Source organism: Hoeflea sp. TYP-13 (genome assembly GCF_040932035.1).
GTDB lineage: Bacteria > Pseudomonadota > Alphaproteobacteria > Rhizobiales > Rhizobiaceae > Hoeflea_A.
Genome location: NZ_JBFRBB010000002.1, coordinates 1,187,900 through 1,209,608, shown reverse-complemented (window position 1 = coordinate 1,209,608; position 21,709 = coordinate 1,187,900). Strand labels below are relative to the sequence as shown.

Sequence of the window (21,709 nt, the reverse complement as noted above, 5' to 3'; positions counted from 1 at the left end):
ACCATGCATCTGCTTCTTGCCCAGAAAGGATCGATAGCGGACGGTGACGAAGCCGTTGATCTTGGGCAGACGCCAGGGGATGTGCTGTTCCTGACTGCGGCCGACACGGAACTTGCAAGCCTTGCAACGGCGCGTTCTGCCCTGGGTGAAACCGCACCCGATTTGCGCCTCGCCAACCTGATGGAGCTTCGCCACCCGATGTCGGTCGACACCTATGTCGAGCGGACTGCCGGCAAGGCGAAGCTGATTATCGTGCGGGCGCTTGGCGGTGCGAGTTACTTTTCCTATGCGCTGGAGGCATTGCATGGCGCTGCAGTGAGCAACAGCATGGCGATGGCGGTGCTGCCGGGGGACGACAAGCCGGACCCCGGTCTTGCGCAGTTCTGCACATTGCCGGGCGAGGATGTTCAGGCACTGTGGCAATATCTGATCGAGGGCGGGGCGCAAAACGCTGTTTCGTTCCTGCAATATTGCTCGGCATTGCTGGGCAAGGCCGAAAAGCCGCAGGAGGCTGCGCCGCTTTTGAAATCGGGCCTTTGGTGGCCCGGCCATGTCAATCCGTCGCTGCATGATGTGGTTGCGAAAGACAATGCCCAACCGGTGGTTCCCATCTGTTTTTACCGTGCCCTGGTGCAAAGCGGGCAGACGCAGCCGGTCGAGGCGCTGATCGACGCCCTGCGGGGTGAGGGCGTCCAGCCGCTGCCGATCTTTGTGTCCAGCCTAAAAGACCCCGTTTCCGTCGCAACGGTCGAAGCGCTGTTTGCCGATTGCCCTCCGGATGTGGTCATCAATGCGACCGGATTTGCGGTTTCGTCACCGGGCGGCGAACGCAAGACAACAGTGCTGGAATCGACCGGCGCCGTGGTGCTGCAGGCGATTTTTTCAGGCTCCACCTTTGATGCCTGGCAAAGCTCACCGCAAGGCCTGACAGCGCGCGATCTTGCCATGAATGTGGCGCTTCCCGAGGTTGATGGCCGCGTGTTGAGCCGTGCGGTCTCTTTCAAATCGGCGGCTTTTTACGATGAGGCGGTCGAGGCCAACATCGTTACACATGAACCACAACGGGGCCGGGTGGCGTTTACGGCGCGACTTGCCGCCCGATGGGCGAATCTGAGGCGCAGCCGGCCGGACGAACGCCGCGTTGCGCTGATCATGGCGAATTATCCGAACCGTGACGGGCGGCTCGGCAATGGCGTCGGTCTCGACACGCCCGCGGGCACAATCGAGGTGCTGCGCGCCATGGGCGAGGCCGGATATACGGTTGAGAACGCGCCTGTAGACAGCGACGCGCTGATGCGCCATCTGATGGCCGGGCCGACCAATGCCGCGGTCGATGCGCGCGAAATCCGGGAAACGATTGCCCTTGCGGACTATCGCGCTTTTTTCGACGGGCTACCGGGTGCAATTCGCAAAGCGGTTCTAGAGCGCTGGGGTGAGCCGGAAAGCGATCCCTATTTTCTTGAGGCTTCGGGCAGCTTTGCCCTTCCTTTGAGTCGCTTCGGCAAAGTAATGGTCGGCATTCAGCCAGCGCGCGGATACAACATCGATCCCAAGCAGAGCTACCATTGTCCGGACCTTGTGCCGCCACACGGATATTTCGCCTTCTACGCTTTCCTGAGAGAGCAATTTGGCGCCGATGCGATCGTCCACATGGGCAAGCACGGCAATCTCGAATGGCTGCCCGGCAAAGCGCTGGCTCTGTCTGAAACCTGTTATCCCGAAGCGCTGCTCGGCCCGGTGCCGCATCTCTACCCGTTCATTGTCAATGATCCGGGCGAGGGCACGCAGGCCAAGCGGCGCACGGCCGCCGTCATCATCGACCATCTGACACCGCCGCTGACACGGGCCGAAAGCTATGGCCCGTTGAAGGATCTCGAAGCGCTGGTTGATGAATATTACGAGGCGGCGGGTGGTGACCCACGGCGGCTGCGTCTCCTGAAAGGGCAGATCCTCGATCTCATCCGCGACATCGGTCTCGATATGGATGCCGGCATTTCATCCGGCGACAGCGACGATGCGGCGCTTGAAAAGCTCGATGCCTATCTTTGCGATCTGAAGGAAATGCAGATACGTGACGGGTTGCACATATTCGGCAGGTCACCGGAAGGCATTTTGCTGGACGATCTTGTCTGTGCGCTTGCCCGTGTTCCGAGGGGGGCAGGCGAGGGGGCGGATGTCAGTCTGCAGCGCGCGATTGCGTTGGATCTGGAGCTTGGCTTTGATCCGCTTGATTGCGAGATGGCGAAATCCTGGACGGGACCGAGGCCGGACGTGCTGAGTGCGCTGTCAACCGATCCGTGGCGCACGGCGGGCGATGCGGTGGAACGCGTGGAACTTGCGGCCCAGCAGCTTGTTTCCGGTGCGCTGCAGTGCCCCGATGGCTGGGCCAATACGACCGCGGTGCTTGCCGGTATCGAAAAATCTCTGAAGCCTATCGTTCAACAATGCGGAAATGCCGAAATCGATGGGCTCATCGCCGGGCTCTGCGGCCGCTTCGTCGAACCCGGCCCGTCCGGCGCACCGACACGGGGCCGCGCCGATGTGCTTCCGACCGGGCGCAATTTCTATTCGGTTGACAGCCGCAGTGTACCGACGCCGGCGGCCTGGGAGCTTGGCAGGAAATCGGCGGAAATGCTGATTGCGCGCTATACGCAGGACAATGGCGAATGGCCGACGTCGTTTGGCCTCACCGCCTGGGGCACGTCCAACATGCGCACGGGCGGCGATGACATCGCCCAGGCGCTGGCGCTGATCGGCGCGAAGCCTGTATGGGACAATGCCTCGCGCCGCGTCATCGGTTACGAGATCGTTCCGCTTGCACTGCTGAACCGGCCCCGCGTCGATGTTACCTTGCGCATATCGGGCTTTTTCCGTGATGCGTTTCCGGACCAGATTGCACTCTTCGACAAGGCGATCCGTGCTATCGGCGCCTTGGATGAAGACGCAGCAGACAATCCTATTGCGCAACGCATGCGCACGGAGCGGCGGTCCCTGGTCGATGCAGGTGTCGATGAGAACGAGGCAGCCGAGAGAGCCGGATACCGTGTCTTCGGTTCGAAGCCGGGAGCCTATGGCGCAGGGCTGCAGGCGCTGATTGACGAGAAGGGCTGGGATACAAAGCAGGATCTAGCCGAGGCCTATCTCGTTTGGGGCGGTTATGCCTACGGGGCCAAGACGCAGGGCAAGGCCGAGCGCGGTCTTTTCGAAAAGCGGCTGCAATCGGTCGAGGCGGTTGTCCAGAATCAGGACAACCGCGAACACGATCTTCTCGATAGCGACGATTATTATCAGTTCGAAGGCGGCATGACGGCGGCGGTCGAAACGCTTTCCGGCGCGCGCCCAACGATCTATCACAATGACCATTCACGGCCGGAAAAGCCGATCATCCGCACCCTGGACGAGGAAATCGCCCGTGTGGTGCGCGGCCGCGTGGTCAATCCCAAATGGATCAACGGTGTCATGCGGCACGGATATAAGGGGGCATTCGAGATCGCCGCGACCGTGGACTATCTCTTCGCCTTTTCGGCGACGACCGGCGCGGTGCGTGACCATCACTTTGAGGCCGTGTACCAGGCCTTTATCATGGATGATGACGTGCGCGCTTTCATCGAAGAACACAACCAGCCGGCGCTGCGCGAAATTGCCGGGCGGCTGGATGAGGCGATTACCCGCGGACTGTGGACACCGCGATCAAATTCGGCGCAGTTTGACCTGCGTGCCCTTGGCGACAACAAAATGGAAAGGCTCTCCGGACATGGCTGAAAAATCTGAAAAGCTGAAAAACCTCTCGGAAGAGGAACTGAATGCGCGCCATGCGGAAAAGATGAAGAAGAAGAAGGCCGCACGCGACAAGATCATCGCCACCAAAACTGTCGAAAAGGGTTTGACGATCGTCCACACCGGCAAGGGCAAAGGCAAATCCACCGCCGCATTCGGCATGATTTTTCGCGCTATCGGCAACGACATGAAAGTCGGCGTCGTCCAGTTCGTGAAGGGCAAATGGGGCACCGGCGAGCGCAAGGTTCTCGATGCCTTTCCCGATCAGGTGACGCTGGCGACGATGGGCGAGGGTTTTACCTGGGAGACACAGGACCGCCAGCGCGACATCGATGCGGCGCGCCAGGCCTGGGAGCGGGCGAAGGAGATGATCCTCGACGACGAGCACGACCTGGTGCTGTGCGACGAGCTCAATATCGTACTGCGTTACGATTACCTTCCGATCGACGAGATCATCGAGACGCTGAGACAGAAACCGGAAATGAAGCATGTCATCATCACTGGCCGCAACGCCAAGGACGAACTGATTGAATTTGCCGATCTGGTCACCGAAATGGAGATGATCAAGCATCCTTTCCGTTCCGGCGTGAAGGCGCAGGTCGGAATCGAGTTTTAAGGGCGAGTTTTTCTAGCGCTGAAAGACCGTTGCCGTTGCGATGCATGTCTGACGTTCGGACATTGCAGACATTCAGGCCTTGGTTGAGGCAAGGGCTTTTCCGAGTTTTGTCGCCAGCATCAGGATTGCGGCCGCGCAGAGCGCAACAACTGAAGCGAATTGCACCACGGTCCGAAAATCAAAGGCCTGAGCGATGAAGCCGACCGCAGGTCCCGCGAGGACGCTGCTGATCATGAGAGTGTTCCAATAGATCGCCGTGGCACGTGCCGGGCGGTCTGGAGCAAAGGATTGAACGTAGCTGATGCCAAGGCTTGCGTAGAGCCCATAGTAAAGGCCTTCGAGGGCTGCTCCGCCCAGCATCTGTGGGTAGTTTTGCACTGATGCCAATATCTGGATCGTGACAACGGCTAACAGTGTGGTCACCAACAGGGAGTTTCTCATTCCGAATTTCGCGATCAGGAAAGGGGTGGCAAAGATAGCGAACACTTCAACGAAGGTCTTGACGCTAAATGCTGTACCGGGCGCATAGCCCGGTAGTCCGACTTCCTGAACGTAAAACAACGGCAGGGCCGAAAACGTCAGTGAATGCGCTGAAGATAGGCAAAATACGAAGGCCGCTGCTATCCACAATGCGTGGTTTGTTGCAGCAACTGATCCGGTCTGGTTTGCAGAGGGCTTGGGTTGAGTGGTTATGTCGCGTGGCAAGACCAGCCACCAAAGCCCCAACCACAGGACGGCACCGCCAATGCCAAGCACAAAGACCGCGGCTTCATTGATCTGATCTGCCACGACAAAAGCGACTGCTGGTCCCAGCATCCAGGCCGTTGACGTCGTTGCTCGCATGTAGGCGTTAAACCGCTTTCGGTCGACTTCATGTCGTTCGGCCAGACTGCCGCCCAGGCTAAACATGGTTGAGACGGCGCTCGAGCTGACGCCGAAACCCAGGACGCCCATAATCAACACCGCGCAAAGGTAAGGAAAAACGGCAAGCGTCGCGGTCGCCAGCAAATAGCCTGCAGCCGCGATACCGACCAGAGGAAAAACACGGTGTCCTGCGTCGATGCGGCGTGCGAAGTCGCGGTTGACGATGATAGTCAGGCTTACGACAAGAAACGAGTAAACACTGATCAGCCACGGTTGCTGCCCCAGGCCTTCAACCAGGAAATAGCCCATATACGGCACTATCATTGCTGCACAAACGGTCCCGCAAAACAGCAAGAGCAGGAATGGGCTGAGGTCGATCAGTTTGCGTCGAGCCATGTTGAAAACAGAGATTAAAACTGACGGGATGTTCGCATCATTCACATGGCATAGTTGCAACCCGAAGTCGACTCCGGGCCCGAAGTCGACGTGCTACCTTCCCTGATCGGACTGGAGGCCCGGTCAGTCCGGATTTGGCGCGGTGTCGCGTATGACGTCAATTCCGCTGGGTTTGTGTTTGACGTCATCAGGTGCACTGCCCACAACAGTTGCAACGTGAGACGGCGCCCGATTATAGCGGGCTGAGAGAAATTCCGGATACACTACGACAAGCATCAAGATCGTCAAAAATGACGGTAAACCATGTGTGGTCCTTGCTCCACCAACTCTATTGTTTGCTCGTATTTGGCGCCAAGCTTCACAGCCAGTTTTTGAGAAGGATTATTGGAAGGGTCTATGTAACTTACCAGCGACGGTGACTTGAGCGTTTCGCGTGCATACCTGATGCACTCCCCGGCCGCCTCTTCCGCAAAACCTTGCCGTTGCCGCCGATCATCAATCCAATAGCCCAATTCCAATTCGGGCCAATCCGGAGATCTCCAAAGTCCAACACATCCAACAAATGTTCCGCTGCCGATTTCTTCGACAGCCCAGTATCCAAAACCGTTCAAATGCCAGTGCCCAACCTGCAGAGCCATGTGCCGCCATGCGTCATCGGCATTCTTCATTCCGCCGAAATACCGGCATCTGTCCTGATCTGAGAAGAAACGAATATAAGGCTCGATGTCTTCTGATCTCCATTGTCTCAGAAGAAGTCGATCAGTTCGCAATTCCTGCATCTAGACCCTCCTCACAGCCGCGTCCCGAGCATTGTCTGGAATAAAGTAAGCGGACCTATCTGACGGGTCCGAATTGATTGTTAGCGCACGATCGGCCTGGTTTCCATTGGTATCATTGCCTCTTCTGTTTCTCGAAGAGATTCTGATTCAGATGGAAATCATGGCATGTCCTGAACCGTTCCGGGATCGGGTCAGTCCGGATTTGGCGCTGTGTCGCGTATGACGTCGATTCCGCCGCGTTTGTGTTTGACGCCATCAGGCACATTGCCTACAACAATTGCAGCGTGAGACGGCGCCCGATTATAGCGGGCTGAGAGAAATTCCGGTGCGACCGACCCAATCAGGGGGTTCAATTCCGGAGCTGTCCAGACCGGTACGGAGGACATTGTCCGCCGCGGCGTTTCGTGCATGACAAATGCCAGCGGGGTACCTCAGATGACACGCAGCTTCTGTGTTTTGACAGCATTTCTTTGTTCCGCGTCCGCGGCGCATGCGCATGGCGGCCATGTCGGCGAACTGGCAGGCCACGCCCATTGGGTCGGCATCGCCGCAACACTTGGCGCAGCTGCGCTTGCGGCGCTCGCAGCAAAGGCCGGCAAGCGCAAGGACAAGGCAGACGACGAACAGTCTGCTGATGCCGAATCGGAAGAGCAGGCAGAAGGCGCGGCAGCATGAGCACCCAGGAAAATACCGGCATCATGGTGTGCGGTCACGGCAGCCGCAACCAGAATGCTGCGCGCGAATTCGCCAAAGTGGCTGAAGGACTGAAGAAGCGTTATCCCGAAACACCGGTCGAATACGGCTATCTGGAGTTCTGCAACCCGGTGATCCATTCCGGCCTCGACAAGCTGCGCGATCAGGGCGTGACCCGTGTTCTGGCCGTTCCCGGAATGCTCTTTGCCGCCGGTCACGCCAAGAACGACATTCCAACGGTTCTCAATACCTATCAGGTGCAAAATCCCGGCATGGCAATCGAATACGGCCGAGAACTGGGCGTGGATCTCAAAATGATCCGCGCGGCCGGCGCGCGCATTCAGGAGGCGCTCGATCAGGCCAACGCGGAAAACGGCGAGGTGCCGCTGCACGAAACGCTGCTGATGGTTGTCGGCCGCGGGGCCTCCGACCCGGACGCCAACTCCAATGTTTCCAAGGTCACACGCATGCTTTGGGAAGGCATGGGCTTCGGCTGGGCCGAAACCTGCTACTCCGGCGTTACCTTTCCGCTTGTTGAGCCGGGCCTGCGCCATGCGGCAAAGCTCGGCTACCGCCGCATCGTTGTCTTTCCGTATTTCCTCTTCACCGGCGTGCTCGTCAAGCGAATCTACAGCTACACCGATCAGGTGGCGGAGGAATTCCCGGACATCGAATTCATCAAGGCCGGGTATCTGAACGACCACGATCTCGTGCTCGACACGTTCGAGGACCGGGTGGAGGAAACGCGGGCAGGGCAGGCGCTGATGAACTGCCAGATGTGCAAATACCGCGAGCAGGTGCTCGGTTTCGAAGCCGAAGTGGGCCTTGCCCAGGAAAGCCATCACCATCATGTCGAAGGCATCGGTGGCGGGCTTGAGAATTGCCCGTGCGAGGGCGATTGCGATGCCTCCTGCCGGGACGAGGCCTTCTGCAAGGAACACGGTCTGCCGTGGACGCCGCTGCACGATCACAGCCATGACCATGGGCATGATCACGATCATCATGGCCACCACCATGACCACGATCACGCACACGATCATCACCATCATCCCTATCCCCATGCGGATCATCCGCACGGGCCGGTGTCGATGAAGAAGCCGTGATCTTATGGCTGCCGCGCCGGACTATATCCGCGACCCAGCGGAGATCTATCGACAGAGTTACGCGACGATCAGGCGTGAAGCAGATTTATCGCTGTTTTCCAATGGTTTGGAAGAAGTCGCTATCAGGTTGATTCATGCCTGCGGCATGGTCGATATCGTCGATGATCTTGTCATTTCCGCCGATGCCGTAGACGCCGGGAGGGCAGCGATCGGCAGCAAGCGCCCCATTGTCTGCGATGTCGAAATGGTTCGAAACGGCATCATCCGGCGGCTGTTGCCGAAAGACCTGCCGGTGAAATGCGGCGTATCGGACGAAGCAACGGCGACACTCGCAAAACAGCTTGGAACAACCCGTTCGGCAGCGGCGTTCGAGACCCTCGCGGGCGATATTGCCGGCGGCATTGTGGTCGTCGGCAATGCACCGACGGCGCTTTTCCATCTGCTGGAAATGATCGACAGGGGGCTTGCCCCGCCGGCGCTGATCATCGGCATTCCTGTCGGTTTCGTCGGCGCGGTCGAATCGAAGGATGCGCTGATCGAAGACCCGCGCGGTGTGCCGTTTGTCGCCGTTCGCGGACGCCGCGGCGGCAGTGCCATGGCGGCATCAGTGGTCAACGCCATTGCCGGAGGGCTCGGCGCATGAGCGGCAACAAAGCCTGGCTGACGGTTCTCGGTATCGGTGATGACGGCATCAATTCGCTGACGCCGCCAGCGCTGACGCTTGCCAAGACGGCGAAAACGCTGGTTGCCCCACAGCGCGTTCTCGACAGTCTCGATCTTGCCGCCCTCGGTCTTGAAAACAGTGAAATCGTGCCCTGGACCATGGGCGTCGGCCCGACGCTCGAATTCCTCAAAGAGCGGCGCGGCACGCCCGTCACGATCCTTGCGACCGGCGACCCAATGCATTTCGGCATCGGTGCGACGATGCGGCGGATGATCGATGCTGATGAAATGCTGGTCATTCCGTCGCCCTCGGGCTTTTCGCTCGCTGCCGCACGTATGGGCTGGGCACTTCAGGATATTGCCTGCATATCGCTGCACGGGCGGGCCGTTGCCGGCCTGCAGCCGCACATCCTGCCGGATAATCGCATTCTGTCTTTGACATCGGTGGGGCGGACAATCCACGAGGTGGCCGAAATCCTCGTCGCACGCGGCTATGGCGGCTCGAAGCTGACCGTGCTTGAACATATGGGCGGTAAGGCCGAACGTGTTGTCGAAGCAACTGCTGATGACGTTGGCGCATTTGATCCCGACAAGCCGCGCTTTGCCGATTTCAATGTGTTGGCGATCGAGTGTGTTGCGGGCGAGGGCGTGCGGATCCACGCGCCGGTTCCCGGATTGCCGGACGATGCCTTTGCCCATGACGGCCAACTCACCAAGCGAGAGGTGCGGGCCATTACGCTCGCGGCCCTGCAGCCCTGCCCGCAGGCGCTTTTGTGGGATGTCGGCGCCGGCTGCGGCTCTATTTCAATAGAGTGGATGCGCGCTGCGCGTGGTGCAAAGGCCGTTGCCATTGAAACGCGGACCGACCGGCAGGCGATGATTGCCGAAAATGCTGTCCTGCTTGGTACGCCCCGCCTGAAGATCATCGACGGCAAGGCACCGGAAGCTCTTTCGGATCTCGATGCACCGGATGCCGTCTTCATTGGCGGCGGTCTTGGCGAAGACGGGGTGTTCGAAACCTGCTGGAAGGCCTTGAAGCCAGGCGGACGCCTTGTCGCCAATGCGGTGACGTTGGAAAACGAAGTGCGGCTGTCGCAGCTCCATTCGGAACATGGTGGCGAGCTGATGCGTCTGTCCGTTTCACGGGCCGAGCCGGTGGGAAGATTTCACGGCTGGAAACCGTTCATGCCGGTGACGCAGTGGAGCATTCAAAAACCATGGAGGCAGCCATGACCGGTACGCTTTACGGCCTTGGCGTCGGGCCCGGCGATCCCGAACTGATGACGCTGAAAGCCCACCGGCTATTACAGTCCTGTCCTGTGGTTGCCTACCCGGCTCCCGACACGGGCCCGAGCTTTGCTCGCAGCATTGCCGCGCAATATCCGGGCGAGGGCAAGGTCGAATATCCGATTGTCGTGCCGATGCGGGTGGAGCGCTTTCCGGCGCAATCCGTCTACGACGCGGCCTCGCAGGACATCGCCCGATTCCTTGAACAGGGCCTGGATGTGGCGGTGCTTTGCGAAGGCGATCCGTTTTTCTATGGCTCCTTCATGTATCTGTATGAGCGGCTCGCCGGGCAGTTCCCTTGCGAGATCGTTCCGGGCGTTTCCTCGATGATGGCGGGCGCAGCGGCGCTCAAGCGGCCCCTCGCGGCACGCAATGATGTTCTGACCGTCATTCCGGGGCCGTTGGCGGACCAGGAAATCGCCCGGAAGCTGGAGGGGGCGGATGCCGTTGCGATCATCAAGATCGGCCGCCATTTCGCCCGTATCAAGGCGCTGCTCGAACGCCACGGCCTCGTGGAGAACTCCGGTTATCTGGAGCGTATTTCGCTGGAAGAGGAGCGAATTCTTCCGCTTGCCGATGCCGATGGCAGCGCGCCCTATTTTTCGATGATCCTCGTCTATAAGGGCTCGGAAAACTGGGTTGCGGGCCTGCCGGTCGAAAAGCGTGGCGAAGAAACCGAGGACGAACCCTCAATCATGCCGCATGGACAAGGTGTCTGAGATGAAACCTGCAATCATCGTATTGAACGAAGCGGCACTTCCCGTTGCCAAAAGAATCGCCGGCATTGTCGGCGGTGAGATTCATGGCGCCGCTTCGCGGGTGAACAAAGCCGACATCCGGTTCGACAGCGTTTCAGCGCACGTCGCCGGCCTCTTCAAAACCGGCTGTCCGATCATCGGCCTGATGGCAAGCGGTGCCCTGATCCGCCTGCTTGCGCCACATCTGACGGACAAATATTCAGAGCCGCCGGTGCTTGCCGTGTCCGAAGACGGAAAAAGCGTCGTGCCGCTGCTTGGCGGCCATCACGGCGCCAACGACCTTGCTCGCGATATCGCAGCGGCACTGGTTACCCATGCGTCAATAACCACGGCCGGGGATCTGCGCTTCGGTATTGCCCTCGACGCACCGCCGGAAGGCTATTGCCTCGTCAATCCGGATACAGCGAAAGCAGTCATGGCCGAGCTGGTGGCCGGTGGAAAAGCTGCACTTTCCGGTTCTGCCGAGTGGATTTCCCAATCGAACCTGCCGATTGCCGATGATGGTGCCGTCAGGCTTGTGGTGACGGATTGCGCAGTTGAGCCGGGTAACCTTGAGCTTGTCTATGCGCCGAAAACACTGTGTCTGGGGCTTGGCTGTGAGCGCGGTACCGAGCCGCGTGAGGCGATTGACCTTGCCGAGCGGACGTTTGCAGAGACCGGCCTTTCACCCATGGCACTGGCGGGTGTGTTTTCAATCGACCTCAAGGCGGACGAGACGGCGGTCCACGCCGTTGCAGACCATTTCGGCGTGCCGGCGCGCTTCTTCGATGCGGCGACGCTGGAAGCGGAGGCGGACCGACTTGAAAACCCCTCCGACATCGTCTTTGCGGAAGTCGGTTGTCATGGTGTTGCGGAAGGCGCGGCACTGGCGGCGGCGGGCAGGGATGGAGCGCTTGCTGTCGCCAAGCGCAAATCGCCACGTGCCACCTGCGCTATCGGACGTGCAAGCCACCCTGTCGATGGAGCCGCTCTCGGCAGTGCGCGCGGAACGCTTTACATTGTCGGCATCGGTCCCGGCAGCGAAAAGTGGCGTTCTCCAGAAGTTTCCGAGATGGTATCCCGGTCGACGGACCTTGTCGGCTATTCGCTCTATCTCGATCTTCTCGGAAGGCTTGCTGAAGGAAAAACCCGCCATGATTTCGACCTCGGCAAGGAGGAGGCGCGGGTTCACCGTGCCATGGAGCTCGCCGGCGATGGGCGGACCGTTTCGCTCGTTTGCTCGGGCGATGCGGGTATCTACGCGATGGCCACACTCGCATTCGAACTTCTCGACAGGGCCCGCCCCAAAGACGCTGATGAGCGGGGCCTGAGCGGTGCGGGCCGGCGCATCGAGATTGCCGTCTCTCCGGGCATCTCGGCATTGCAGGCAGCGGCTGCCCGCATCGGCGCGCCGCTGGGCCATGACTTCTGCACCATCTCCCTGTCGGACCTCCTGACACCCTGGCCGGATATTCAGCGGCGCGTTACAGCGGCGGGTGAGGGTGACTTCGTCATCGCCTTTTATAATCCGGTCTCCAAACGCCGGCGCACCCAGCTTGCCTATGCACGGGACGAACTCTTGAAGCACCGTCCATCTGACACACCTGTTGTGCTTGCTACCAACCTCGGACGCGAAGGCGAGACGGTGCGGGTCGTACCGCTTGGCGAATTGCAGGTCGACGATGTCGATATGCTGACCGTCGTCATCGTCGGCTCATCCCAGAGCAGGACTGTTGAGACGGGCGACGGCAGAACCTGGGTCTATACGCCGCGCGGCTATGCGGCCAAATCGGATACTGTCATTGACGGGAAGGAAGCAGCGGAATGACCGTTTTTTTCATTGGTGCCGGTCCGGGTGCTCCCGACCTCATCACCGTGCGCGGCCTGCGGCTGGTCGAAACTTGCCCGGTCTGCCTTTATGCCGGCTCGCTTGTGCCGCAGGAGATCGTAGCGGCAGCGCCCCAAGATGCGCTGGTGATGGATACAGCGCCGATGCATCTCGATCTCATCATTGCCGAGATCGAAAAGGCACATGCGGAAGGCAAGGATGTCGCACGCGTCCATTCCGGCGATCCGTCGATCTATGGAGCGGTTGCCGAACAGATGCGCCGCCTCGATACGCTTGGAATAGATTATGATGTGGTGCCGGGCGTACCTGCGTTTGCCGGTGTCGCGGCCAAGTTGAAGACCGAGCTGACACTGCCGGAAATCGCTCAGACCATCATTATCACGCGCACCGGCATGAAAGCGTCGTCCATGCCGAAAGGCGAGCAGCTTGAAGTGCTCGGGCAGTCGGGTGCGACACTCGCCATTCACCTGTCCATCCGCAATCTCGACTATGTTCGCGAATCCCTGACACCCTATTACGGTGAGGATTGTCCGGTGGTGATCGCCTATCGGGCGACATGGCCGGACGAGCTCTATATCCGCACGACGCTGGCCGAAATGAAGCAGGAGGTGCGCAAGGCCAAGCTGACGCGCACGGCGCTGATCATGGTCGGACCGGTGTTAGGCGAGGTGCAGTTTCGCGATTCGGCGCTCTATGACGCTGATTTCGCCCATGTATTGCGCAATGCGGGAAAGAAAAAGAACCGCGCGGAGGTTTAGGTGATCGCTGCGAGCAGGTCATTGACGGTCGAAAAGGAACGGTCTGCCGTTATTGCGGGCCGCTCGATCATGATGACCGGAATGGACAGATCGCGCGCCGCCACAATTTTTGCGTATGAACCGTCGCCGCCTGAATTTCGGCAGACAATACGGGTGATTGCGTGGAAGCGCAGGAGCGCCGCCTCACGATCAGGGCTGTCGAGCGGTTTGCCGATGACAAGCTCGAATGAAGCAAACGGCAGCGGTGTCTGTGGAAGATCCACCATGCGCACGACAAAAAAGACGTCTTCGCGCTCGGCAAATGCATCGATATATTGCCGCCCGAGAGCCAGAAAGACGCGGGCCGATTGCGGGATTGCTCTACAGGCCTCATCCAGCGAGGCAACGCTTTGCCAATCGTCACCGGTTTCCGGATTCCACGCGGGACGTTGCAGTCGAAGCAATGGAACATCGGCAAGTTCGGCTGCGGCGGCTGCATTCGCCGATATTGTTTCGGCAAATGGATGCGTCGCGTCGACAATCAGATCGAAGCCTTCATCGCGCAGATATGCAGCCAGGCCGTCAGGGCCGCCGAAGCCGCCAATGCGGGTTTCGCTGGCGGGCAATTCGGGATCGCGTGTGCGGCCGGCAAGTGACGTCACGATGCGGATTTTGTCATGTGCGGAAAGACGTTCCGCCAGCTCCGCGGCCTCCCTCGTGCCGCCGAGTATGAGCAAGGATCTAGGGGTGCCGGGCAAGGATATTTCCTTTCCGATCGGTCACGATGATATCGATGGAGACATCAGCGCCACGCAGCGTATCGACGGCCGTTTCGCAGGCCTTTTTTGCAATGGCCGGCGCGAGGGAAATGTCGTTTTCAGCAGTTATTTCAAGAACTTCAAGTGCCGTGTTCGCCGCCAGAATCCGTTGTTCCAGAGGCTTGTTCATCTGTTCCGGCGGCACCAGTCCGGCGAGGAACTCCATGTCGACCTGACTGCGGCTCGAATGAAGATCCATTGCGCCCTGCGCCAGCTTGGCGAGCTTGGCGAAGCCACCGGCTATCGTCAGTTTTTCGACCGGATGCCTGCGCAGATATTTCAAAAGCCCGCCGGCAAAATCACCCATGTCGAGAAGGGCAATCTCGGGAAGATTGTAGATTGCCTGGGCGGCTGCCTCGGACGTCGATCCGGTCGCTCCCATGACATGGGTAAGCCCTGCCGCGCGCGCCACATCGATGCCGCGGTGGATCGAGTGGATCCAAGCGGCACAAGAGAAGGGCTGTACAATTCCGGTGGTGCCGAGGATGGAAAGCCCGCCGACAATGCCAAGCCGCGGGTTCCAGGTTTTGGCGGCAAGATCTTCGCCGCCCGGCACGGAAATGGTGATTTCGATATCGGCTGGCAGTTCGAACTCTGCACAGATTTCCGTGACGACGTCCTGCATCATGGAGCGCGGCACGGGATTGATGGCTGGTTCACCCACGCCGACGGGAAGGCCGGCGAGCGTGACGGTTCCAACGCCACTGCCGGCGGAAAAATGCACGCCGGAGCCGGGTGGCAGGGGTCTGACTGTGGAAATGACAGTGGCACCGTGGGTGACATCCGGATCGTCACCGGCATCCTTGACGATACCTGCAGAAGCATAACCGTCCCCGAGCGTCTCGAACGCCAGCGGAAAGGCCGGTTGCTGACCCTTGGGAAGCGTGATTGTCACCGGATCCGGGAACTCGCCGGTGATCAGCGCGGTGAGCGCTGCCCTCGTCGCAGCGGTGGCACAGGCGCCGGTCGTCCAGCCCCTGCGCAGGGGAGCGGGTTCCGGCTTGGTTTCGGTGCGCGTCTCATTCATCCTGCGGTTATAGGCGAGGGACGGTTCGAGCGGAAGGTGGAGTTGCGGCATGGCTGATGCGCTTTTCGACGGGCTGGCCGACATGGAACCGGGAACCGTCTGGCTGGTGGGCGCGGGACCGGGCGATCCGGGCCTTTTGACGCTTCATGCTGCCAACGCCATCCGTCAGGCGGATGTGATTGTTTATGACGCGCTGGTCAACGCGGGTTGCCTGAAACTGGCCAGATCAGACGCGGTGCTGGAATATGCCGGAAAACGGGGCGGCAAACCTTCCGCGAAACAGCGCGATATTTCGCTCAGGCTGGTCGATCTGGCAAGGGACGGCAAAAGAGTTCTGCGGCTGAAAGGCGGAGACCCCTTCGTTTTCGGACGCGGCGGTGAAGAAGCACTGACGCTCACAGAGCACAATGTCCCCTTTCGCGTGGTGCCTGGAATAACTGCGGGTATTGGCGGGCTCGCCTATGCCGGAATTCCTGTAACGCACCGTGAGGTCAATCACAGTGTCACATTCCTGACCGGTCACGATTCGAACGGTATCGTTCCTGACAGAATTGATTGGCACAGCGTTGCGAACGGTTCACCGGTCATTGTCATGTACATGGCAATGAAACATATAGCTTTAATAACAGAACAACTCATAGATGCCGGCAGAAAGCCGGACGAACCCATGGCGGTCGTGTGCAATGCCACGACCGAGCAACAGCAGGTTCTTGAAACGACGCTGGAATGGGCCGAACGGGACCTGGTCGTCGCCGGACTGTCGCCACCGGCGATCGTCGTTGTCGGCGAAGTCGTATCGCTGAGACGCACACTCGACTGGCTGAATACAAATGAGATCAATCCTCTGAGGGACGTTGCAGAATGAGCGGATTGCTGATCGCATCGCCAATGTCAGGATCGGGCAAGACAACCGTCACCCTGGGGCTCCTGCGTGCGCTCAGCAAACGCGGGATTGATCTTGCGCCCGGCAAGGCCGGCCCGGATTACATCGATCCGGCATTTCACACGGCGGCAAGCGCGAAAGCCTGTCTCAATTTCGATCCGTGGGGCATGCGCCGCGAGCTTCTGCTCGCCAATGCGGGGCTTGCCGGCGGCGGAGGGCGGCTCCTGGTGGTTGAAGCCATGATGGGTCTTTTCGATGCCGCCGCGGATGGAACGGGAGCGGCTGCCGATATTGCGGACCTGTTGAAGCTGCCGGTCGTCTTTGTCGTCAACTGCGCAAAGATGTCCCATTCCGTCGCAGCCCTTGTACGCGGCTTCAGCCACTACAATCCCAACGTGATGATTGCCGGCGTCGTCTTGAACAATGTCGGCAGCGCAAGGCATGAAGCCATGCTGCGCGATGCGCTGGATGGTATCGGCATGGATGTGTTTGGCGTGATCCGCCGTGATGAAAATCTCGTCCTTCCGGAGCGCCATCTCGGTCTCGTGCAGGCGGAGGAGCATCAAAGCCTGGAGGCATTCATATCGCGCGCGGCCGAGCAGGTCGAACAGGGATGCGATCTCGACAGGATTGTCGACGCCTCAGGCCTGCTCGGCGCAGCCGATACCGTATCGAATATCGAACGCCTTCCGCCGCCGGGTCAGCGTATCTGTGTCGCCCGCGATCTGGCGTTTTCGTTCTGCTATGAGCATATGCTGCTCGGCTGGCGCAGGCGCGGCGCGGAAATTTCATTTTTTTCGCCGCTTGCTGATGAGGGGCCGGCAAAGGACTGCGATGCGGTCTACCTACCGGGAGGCTATCCGGAGCTTCATGCCGAAGTGCTTTCTCAGGCGGCAAAGTTCCGCTCCGCCATGAACGAGGCCGCGGATCGCAAGGTTTGGATCTACGGCGAGTGCGGCGGTTACATGGTGCTGGGTAACGCATTGACCGACAAGGATGGAAAGAGCCACCCCATGCTTGGCCTGCTGCCGCACGGGACAAGCTTTGCCGAACGAAAACTGCATCTCGGATATCGGCGGGTGCGTGCCGCAAACGCGTTTTTCTGGAGCCGGCCCATGACGGCGCACGAATTCCACTACGCTTCAATTGTCGAAGAAGGAAAGGCAGACCGTTTGTTCGAGGTGACGGACGCCATAGGCAATGACCTTGGCGGGGCAGGTCTTCAACGCGGATCCGTCGGCGGATCATTCATGCATATTATCGACATGGCAGAGGGTGCATGAACGACGCGGTGATAAATACGCAAGTCGAACATGGCGGAGCACTCGCGAAGGCCTGTGCCGAGTTTGGCGGAGAGCCCGGTGAGTGGCTCGATCTTTCGACGGGCATAAATCCCAATCCGGTACCGTTGCCGAATATCGATCGAACCGTATGGGCCCGCCTGCCGGACGAAGACCTGTTCGAACGGGCAAGCAAAGCGGCCGCGGACTGCTACGGAACGGCATCGGGTGTTCGGCCGCTTGCGGTCGCCGGAACGCAGAGTGTCATACAGCTTTTGCCGGGGATATTCGGTGGCAATGTCGCCATATTCGGACCAACGTATGAAGAATACCGGTCGCGCTTTCAAATGGCGGGACGATCGGTCGATCTGATTTCCGATGTGGATGAAATTTCAGGAGATCACCGGCTGGTCATACTGATCAATCCAAACAATCCGGACGGCCGCATTGTGCCGCGCGAGGCGATAGCCGCACTCGCAGAGCGGCTTGCGGACCGGGATGCGTATCTTGTCGTGGATGAGGCCTTTGCCGATCTTCATCCGGAGGAGAGCGTAGCCGGTCTTGCCGGAGAAATCGGCAATCTCGTAGTCTTTCGCTCCTTCGGCAAGTTCTTCGGCCTTGCGGGGTTGCGGCTCGGATTTGTCCTCGCCGCACCGGCAATAATCCGGAAGATGCGTGAAGGGCAGGGACCGTGGGCCGTCTCCGGCCCGGCGCTGGCACTCGCACATGCGATTTTAACAAACGGGCGCCTTTGCGGCCGTACCAAGGAGCAGATCGTTCAGCGCCGGTCGGCGTTGGGTAGCGTACTGTCTGAGGCGGGACTGTCGATCACCGGCGGAACGCAGCTCTTCGCGCTGGTCGAGGATGATCGGGCCATACAGTTGCATCGGCAATTGTGTGAGCGGCACATACTGACCCGCAAATTCGGCTACGAACCGCGCTGGCTGCGCATTGGGCTTTGCGCGGATGAAAACGGCGACAGGCGTTTGAGCAACGCGCTTGCCGAAATCATGCCGTCACTGAGGTAAGCCGGTTGGAGATGCATCTGGCAATATTGGTGTTAGCCCTTCTTGCCGACCGGTTCATCGGTGATCCGGACTGGCTATGGGAGAAGATATCGCATCCCGTTGTGATCTTCGGCGCAGCGATTTCCGCCGCGGACAGGATAGGCAACAAGGAGACGAACAGCGATTCAATTCGCCGGCGTAATGGATTGATTTCCATAATTTTATTACTGTTCCTTGCTGTCGTGGCCGGGGTGATGCTTGCCAGGCTGTTTGCCGTGTTGGGGGTTGTCGGGTTCTTCCTGGAGGTCGGCGTTGTTGCGGTGTTTCTTGCCCAGAAGAGCCTCGCCGATCACGTGACAAATGTCGCGTCCGGTCTGCGCGAGGGTGGGCTTGCCGGCGGAAGGGAGGCTGTTTCGCTGATTGTCGGTCGTGATCCCGGGAGCCTCGATGAGGCGGGCATATGCCGGGCGGCGATCGAGAGCCTTGCTGAGAACTTTTCCGACGGGGTCGTCGCGCCGGCGTTCTGGTATGCGCTCTTCGGCCTACCGGGGATATTTGCCTACAAGATGCTCAACACGGCCGATTCCATGATTGCTCACAAGAATTCCCGCTATCTGCACTTCGGCTGGGCGGCTGCGAATCTGGATGATCTTGCGAATTGGCCGGCGTCGCGTCTGTCCGCCCTGCTGATTGTGATAGCGGCTACATTCAAAACCGGTTGGCGGGCTGCCACCCGTGCATTCAACGTCGTGTTGCGGGATGCCGCGCTTCACCGTTCACCCAACGCCGGATGGCCGGAGGGCGCCATGGCCGGCGCGCTCGGTCTGGCGCTCGCCGGTGAGCGGGTCTATGGCGGCGTTGCCGTGCGCGAGCCGTTGCTGAATGCCGCCGGGAAGCGTGAGGTCAATGCGGCAGATGTCGAGGCTGCTGTTGGTCTTTTCCATGGGGCCTGCACGGGACTTGTCGTATTGTTTGCAGCATTTTTTGTATTATTTTGATTGTGCCATCGCCCTATATTCATTCGGCTTTCCAGGTATCACCGATCGCGCAAATACAACAACGCGCCGATGCCGCGTGCGATCTTTTTCCGCGGTGGTTACGCGGTTCACGGCATCTATGACATAGAAAGCACGGGACGTCCGGCCCCCCACAGCTACATCAGGTTCAGCGCGAAGGTTACAAGAATACGCGGATCGTAATTCGCAAACAGTGCTCAAAGCGTGTGCTTGATGTTCCAGCGGTCGTGGAACCACTGCCACTGGCCGGGGTATTCGCGCACCCAGCTTTCAACCTTGTCGTTGAGCAGTTGCGCCGTGGCTGCGACATCAATATGCCCGCGTCCATTGCGCGGAAGCTCGACCGCCGGCTCGATTTCAAGGCGGAAGCGGCCGTTGGGCAGCCTGACCGAGCGTGCCGGATAGACTTCGCATTCGTAGTTGCGTGCAAGTTTGACCAGCAAGGGGTTGGTCTGGACGTCCATATCGAAGAACTTCGTCTTTGAGCCCTTGCCGAATTTCTGGTCGACCAGCAGGCCGACACCTTTGCCGGATTCCAGAACACCGGCAAGGCTCCAGGACGCACCCACCTGAGAGGGAACCAGGTGACCCATATGGGTGCGCCGCGCCGACAGAAGACGCTTGGCGATATAGGGATTGTTCGGCGGGCGGAACAACGCCGTTACATTCAACCCGTATTTCGCGGCGACGATCGGCAGCAGCTCGAAATTGCCGGTATGGGCGGTAAAGACGATAAACGGGCGGGGATTGTCACGCAGATCGAGAAAGCGTTCGATACCGTCGACCTCGATCATCCCGCCATCGCCGTTTGCAAGGTCGTAGTCGATCAGCTCTTCAACAAAAATATACTCGGCCATCAGACTGGCCATATTGCCCCACATGTCGAGAGCGATCTTTTCGCGTTCCTCTTCTGATTTTTCCGGAAAGGCACGCTGGAGATTGTGTAGAACCAGGCGATGTCGGGCGGTTTTCGGTCCGATCCTGTAGGCCATTTTTTCAGTGAAGCGGATTGCTTTTCGCGCAGGCACAAGCTTGAGCAGAGCCAGAACGGCAAAGATCGACTGGGCGATGAGCCAGTCCTTCGCCTTTCGCAGTTTCAGAACAATGCGCGTTATGAACAGCTTCAAGCGGGTCAGCCCATATTCAGGATGATTTTCCCGAAGACCTTGCGGCCTTCCATGCGCTTGAGCGCGGTATCGATGTCATCCAGCTCGACCTGCGTATCGATAACCGGATGAACCAACCCGCGTGCCATCTTCTGCATGGCGTCAGCCATATTTTCCATGCGGCAGCCAAAGGAGCCGATCAGGCGCAGTTGCTGCTGGAAGAGCTGCATGAGGTTCATCTGCGTTGAAACGCCCGAGGTTGATCCGCAAGTCACCAGCCTGCCGCCACGCTTCATGCACAACATGGAGCCGGCCCACGTGTCGGCGCCGACATGCTCGAAGACGACATCAACACCCTTCTTCTTCGTCAGCTTCCTGACGACACCCTCGAACCGGTCTTCGCGATAGTTGATGACATGATCCGCGCCGAGGGCCTTGGCTTTTTCTATCTTGTCGTTCGATCCGACCGTCGTAATGACGGTGCATCCGTGTTTCTTGGCAAGCTGAATGGCTGCAGTTCCGATGCCCGATCCGCCCGCCTGAACGAGGATCGTTTCACCGGGTTCCAGCCGGGCATTGTCGAACAGCATGTGCTCGACGGTTCCGAACGTGACGGGAGCGAGTGCAGCGCCAATTGCGTCCACGCCAGGAGGAGCAGGCACCAGCAGCCTTGCAGGCAGGTTGATCTTTTCCTGCGCAAAGCCGTCAAGATGGAAGCCATGGACCCCGGAGACGTGTTCGCAAAGATTATCGCGGCCTTCGCGGCACGGGCGGCAAAGCCCGCAGGTTTGCGCACCGTAGACCGAAACCAGCTGGCCCGGCAGTACGTTGGAAACGCCGGGGCCTATGGCTTCGACTTCACCCGATGCTTCTGCGCCGATGACCAGCGGCAGTTTGCGTTTTGCAAAGGCCATGCCGCGCCAGCCCCATACATCGATATGGTTCAATGCCACTGCCTTTACCCGCAGCGTCACCTCTCCGGCTGAGGGGGCGGGGGGCGGTGCAATATCCGCCAACTCCAGCTTACGGTCTTCAATGAGCTGCAATGCGCGCATGATCGTGCGATGTCCT

The 21,709-nt window shown here is 59.5% G+C and carries 19 protein-coding genes; 13 read left to right on the top strand and 6 right to left on the bottom strand.

Annotated elements, in window-relative coordinates:
- Positions 1-3: 3 nt before the first annotated feature.
- Positions 4-3,762: a cobaltochelatase subunit CobN gene (gene cobN / locus ABVT35_RS15775; RefSeq protein WP_368467541.1), complete on the top strand. Its 3,759-nt coding sequence runs from the start codon at positions 4-6 to the stop codon at positions 3,760-3,762.
- Positions 3,755-4,393, top strand: a complete 639-nt coding sequence (cobO, locus tag ABVT35_RS15770) for a cob(I)yrinic acid a,c-diamide adenosyltransferase (protein WP_368467540.1) — start codon at positions 3,755-3,757, stop codon at positions 4,391-4,393. Before cobN ends, cobO begins: the two co-directional genes overlap by 8 nt.
- A 72-nt stretch (positions 4,394-4,465) precedes the next feature.
- Here the strand turns inward: cobO and ABVT35_RS15765 are convergent, their stop codons facing one another.
- Both ABVT35_RS15765 and ABVT35_RS15760 read right to left on the bottom strand, forming a co-directional pair.
- Positions 4,466-5,698 carry an MFS transporter gene (locus ABVT35_RS15765; protein ID WP_368467539.1) on the bottom strand — a complete coding sequence of 411 codons (1,233 nt, stop codon included), beginning with the start codon at positions 5,696-5,698 and terminating at the stop codon, positions 4,466-4,468.
- 239 nt (positions 5,699-5,937) lie between these two features.
- Positions 5,938-6,432, bottom strand: coding sequence for a GNAT family N-acetyltransferase (locus ABVT35_RS15760; RefSeq protein WP_368467538.1), 495 nt, complete (start codon positions 6,430-6,432; stop codon positions 5,938-5,940).
- 435 nt (positions 6,433-6,867) lie between these two features.
- On the opposite strand from ABVT35_RS15760, the gene ABVT35_RS15755 reads away from it, so the two are divergent.
- The 7 genes from ABVT35_RS15755 to cobM are packed head-to-tail and all read left to right on the top strand — an operon-like array spanning position 6,868 to position 13,522.
- Positions 6,868-7,107 (top strand): DUF6732 family protein, encoded by a 240-nt coding sequence (locus ABVT35_RS15755; protein ID WP_368467537.1) that lies wholly within the window; start codon positions 6,868-6,870, stop codon positions 7,105-7,107.
- Positions 7,104-8,228: a sirohydrochlorin chelatase gene (locus ABVT35_RS15750; protein WP_368467536.1), complete on the top strand. Its 1,125-nt coding sequence runs from the start codon at positions 7,104-7,106 to the stop codon at positions 8,226-8,228. Before ABVT35_RS15755 ends, ABVT35_RS15750 begins: the two co-directional genes overlap by 4 nt.
- Before the next feature lie 4 nt (positions 8,229-8,232).
- Positions 8,233-8,871, top strand: a complete 639-nt coding sequence (locus ABVT35_RS15745) for a precorrin-8X methylmutase (RefSeq protein ID WP_368467535.1) — start codon at positions 8,233-8,235, stop codon at positions 8,869-8,871.
- Positions 8,868-10,124, top strand: coding sequence for a precorrin-6y C5,15-methyltransferase (decarboxylating) subunit CbiE (gene cbiE / locus ABVT35_RS15740; protein ID WP_368467534.1), 1,257 nt, complete (start codon positions 8,868-8,870; stop codon positions 10,122-10,124). The genes ABVT35_RS15745 and cbiE overlap by 4 nt, the downstream gene beginning before the upstream one ends.
- Positions 10,121-10,897 carry a precorrin-2 C(20)-methyltransferase gene (gene cobI, locus ABVT35_RS15735; protein ID WP_368467533.1) on the top strand — a complete coding sequence of 259 codons (777 nt, stop codon included), beginning with the start codon at positions 10,121-10,123 and terminating at the stop codon, positions 10,895-10,897. Before cbiE ends, cobI begins: the two co-directional genes overlap by 4 nt.
- Position 10,898: 1 nt before the next feature.
- On the top strand, positions 10,899-12,743 hold the full coding sequence (gene cobJ, locus ABVT35_RS15730; RefSeq protein WP_368467532.1) for a precorrin-3B C(17)-methyltransferase: 1,845 nt from the start codon (positions 10,899-10,901) through the stop codon (positions 12,741-12,743).
- The gene (gene cobM, locus ABVT35_RS15725) at positions 12,740-13,522 is read left to right on the top strand and encodes a precorrin-4 C(11)-methyltransferase (RefSeq protein WP_368467531.1); all 783 of its coding nucleotides are present in this window, start codon (positions 12,740-12,742) and stop codon (positions 13,520-13,522) included. The genes cobJ and cobM overlap by 4 nt, the downstream gene beginning before the upstream one ends.
- Here the strand turns inward: cobM and ABVT35_RS15720 are convergent.
- A complete protein-coding gene (locus ABVT35_RS15720; protein WP_368467530.1) occupies positions 13,519-14,259 on the bottom strand; it encodes a cobalt-precorrin-6A reductase in 741 nt (246 codons plus the stop codon). The two genes, cobM and ABVT35_RS15720, sit on opposite strands and share 4 nt — an antisense overlap.
- Positions 14,243-15,346 carry a cobalt-precorrin-5B (C(1))-methyltransferase gene (locus ABVT35_RS15715; protein WP_368467900.1) on the bottom strand — a complete coding sequence of 368 codons (1,104 nt, stop codon included), beginning with the start codon at positions 15,344-15,346 and terminating at the stop codon, positions 14,243-14,245. The genes ABVT35_RS15720 and ABVT35_RS15715 overlap by 17 nt, the downstream gene beginning before the upstream one ends.
- Before the next feature lie 49 nt (positions 15,347-15,395).
- Here ABVT35_RS15715 and cobA point away from each other — a divergent pair, with 49 nt between their 5' ends.
- The 4 genes from cobA to cbiB are packed head-to-tail and all read left to right on the top strand — an operon-like array spanning position 15,396 to position 19,514.
- Complete coding sequence (gene cobA, locus ABVT35_RS15710) at positions 15,396-16,211, top strand: uroporphyrinogen-III C-methyltransferase (protein WP_368467529.1); 816 nt, start codon at positions 15,396-15,398, stop codon at positions 16,209-16,211.
- Complete coding sequence (locus tag ABVT35_RS15705; protein WP_368467528.1) at positions 16,208-17,512, top strand: cobyrinate a,c-diamide synthase; 1,305 nt, start codon at positions 16,208-16,210, stop codon at positions 17,510-17,512. Before cobA ends, ABVT35_RS15705 begins: the two co-directional genes overlap by 4 nt.
- Complete coding sequence (gene cobD, locus ABVT35_RS15700; protein WP_368467527.1) at positions 17,509-18,537, top strand: threonine-phosphate decarboxylase CobD; 1,029 nt, start codon at positions 17,509-17,511, stop codon at positions 18,535-18,537. The genes ABVT35_RS15705 and cobD overlap by 4 nt, the downstream gene beginning before the upstream one ends.
- 11 nt (positions 18,538-18,548) lie before the next feature.
- Positions 18,549-19,514 carry an adenosylcobinamide-phosphate synthase CbiB gene (cbiB, locus tag ABVT35_RS15695; RefSeq protein WP_368467526.1) on the top strand — a complete coding sequence of 322 codons (966 nt, stop codon included), beginning with the start codon at positions 18,549-18,551 and terminating at the stop codon, positions 19,512-19,514.
- 215 nt (positions 19,515-19,729) lie between these two features.
- On the opposite strand, the gene ABVT35_RS15690 is transcribed toward cbiB, so the two are convergent.
- Together ABVT35_RS15690 and ABVT35_RS15685 are read right to left on the bottom strand one after the other, a co-directional pair.
- A complete protein-coding gene (locus ABVT35_RS15690; RefSeq protein WP_368467898.1) occupies positions 19,730-20,668 on the bottom strand; it encodes a lipid A biosynthesis lauroyl acyltransferase in 939 nt (312 codons plus the stop codon).
- Positions 20,665-21,693, bottom strand: coding sequence for a zinc-binding dehydrogenase (locus ABVT35_RS15685; protein WP_368467525.1), 1,029 nt, complete (start codon positions 21,691-21,693; stop codon positions 20,665-20,667). The genes ABVT35_RS15690 and ABVT35_RS15685 overlap by 4 nt, the downstream gene beginning before the upstream one ends.
- Positions 21,694-21,709: the final 16 nt, after the last annotated feature.

Bases quoted from the DNA above. Each gene is read 5' to 3' on its own strand.
- cobN (WP_368467541.1), top strand. From the start codon at position 4: ATGCATCTGCTTCTTGCCCAGAAAGGATCGATAGCGGACGGTGACGAA.
- cobO (WP_368467540.1), top strand. From the start codon at position 3,755: ATGGCTGAAAAATCTGAAAAGCTGAAAAACCTCTCGGAAGAGGAACTG.
- ABVT35_RS15760 (WP_368467538.1), bottom strand. From the start codon at position 6,432: ATGCAGGAATTGCGAACTGATCGACTTCTTCTGAGACAATGGAGATCA.
- ABVT35_RS15755 (WP_368467537.1), top strand. From the start codon at position 6,868: ATGACACGCAGCTTCTGTGTTTTGACAGCATTTCTTTGTTCCGCGTCC.
- ABVT35_RS15750 (WP_368467536.1), top strand. From the start codon at position 7,104: ATGAGCACCCAGGAAAATACCGGCATCATGGTGTGCGGTCACGGCAGC.
- ABVT35_RS15745 (WP_368467535.1), top strand. From the start codon at position 8,233: ATGGCTGCCGCGCCGGACTATATCCGCGACCCAGCGGAGATCTATCGA.
- cbiE (WP_368467534.1), top strand. From the start codon at position 8,868: ATGAGCGGCAACAAAGCCTGGCTGACGGTTCTCGGTATCGGTGATGAC.
- cobI (WP_368467533.1), top strand. From the start codon at position 10,121: ATGACCGGTACGCTTTACGGCCTTGGCGTCGGGCCCGGCGATCCCGAA.
- cobJ (WP_368467532.1), top strand. From the start codon at position 10,899: ATGAAACCTGCAATCATCGTATTGAACGAAGCGGCACTTCCCGTTGCC.
- cobM (WP_368467531.1), top strand. From the start codon at position 12,740: ATGACCGTTTTTTTCATTGGTGCCGGTCCGGGTGCTCCCGACCTCATC.
- ABVT35_RS15715 (WP_368467900.1), bottom strand. From the start codon at position 15,346: ATGAATGAGACGCGCACCGAAACCAAGCCGGAACCCGCTCCCCTGCGC.
- cobA (WP_368467529.1), top strand. From the start codon at position 15,396: ATGGCTGATGCGCTTTTCGACGGGCTGGCCGACATGGAACCGGGAACC.
- ABVT35_RS15705 (WP_368467528.1), top strand. From the start codon at position 16,208: ATGAGCGGATTGCTGATCGCATCGCCAATGTCAGGATCGGGCAAGACA.
- cobD (WP_368467527.1), top strand. From the start codon at position 17,509: ATGAACGACGCGGTGATAAATACGCAAGTCGAACATGGCGGAGCACTC.
- cbiB (WP_368467526.1), top strand. From the start codon at position 18,549: ATGCATCTGGCAATATTGGTGTTAGCCCTTCTTGCCGACCGGTTCATC.
- ABVT35_RS15685 (WP_368467525.1), bottom strand. From the start codon at position 21,693: ATGCGCGCATTGCAGCTCATTGAAGACCGTAAGCTGGAGTTGGCGGAT.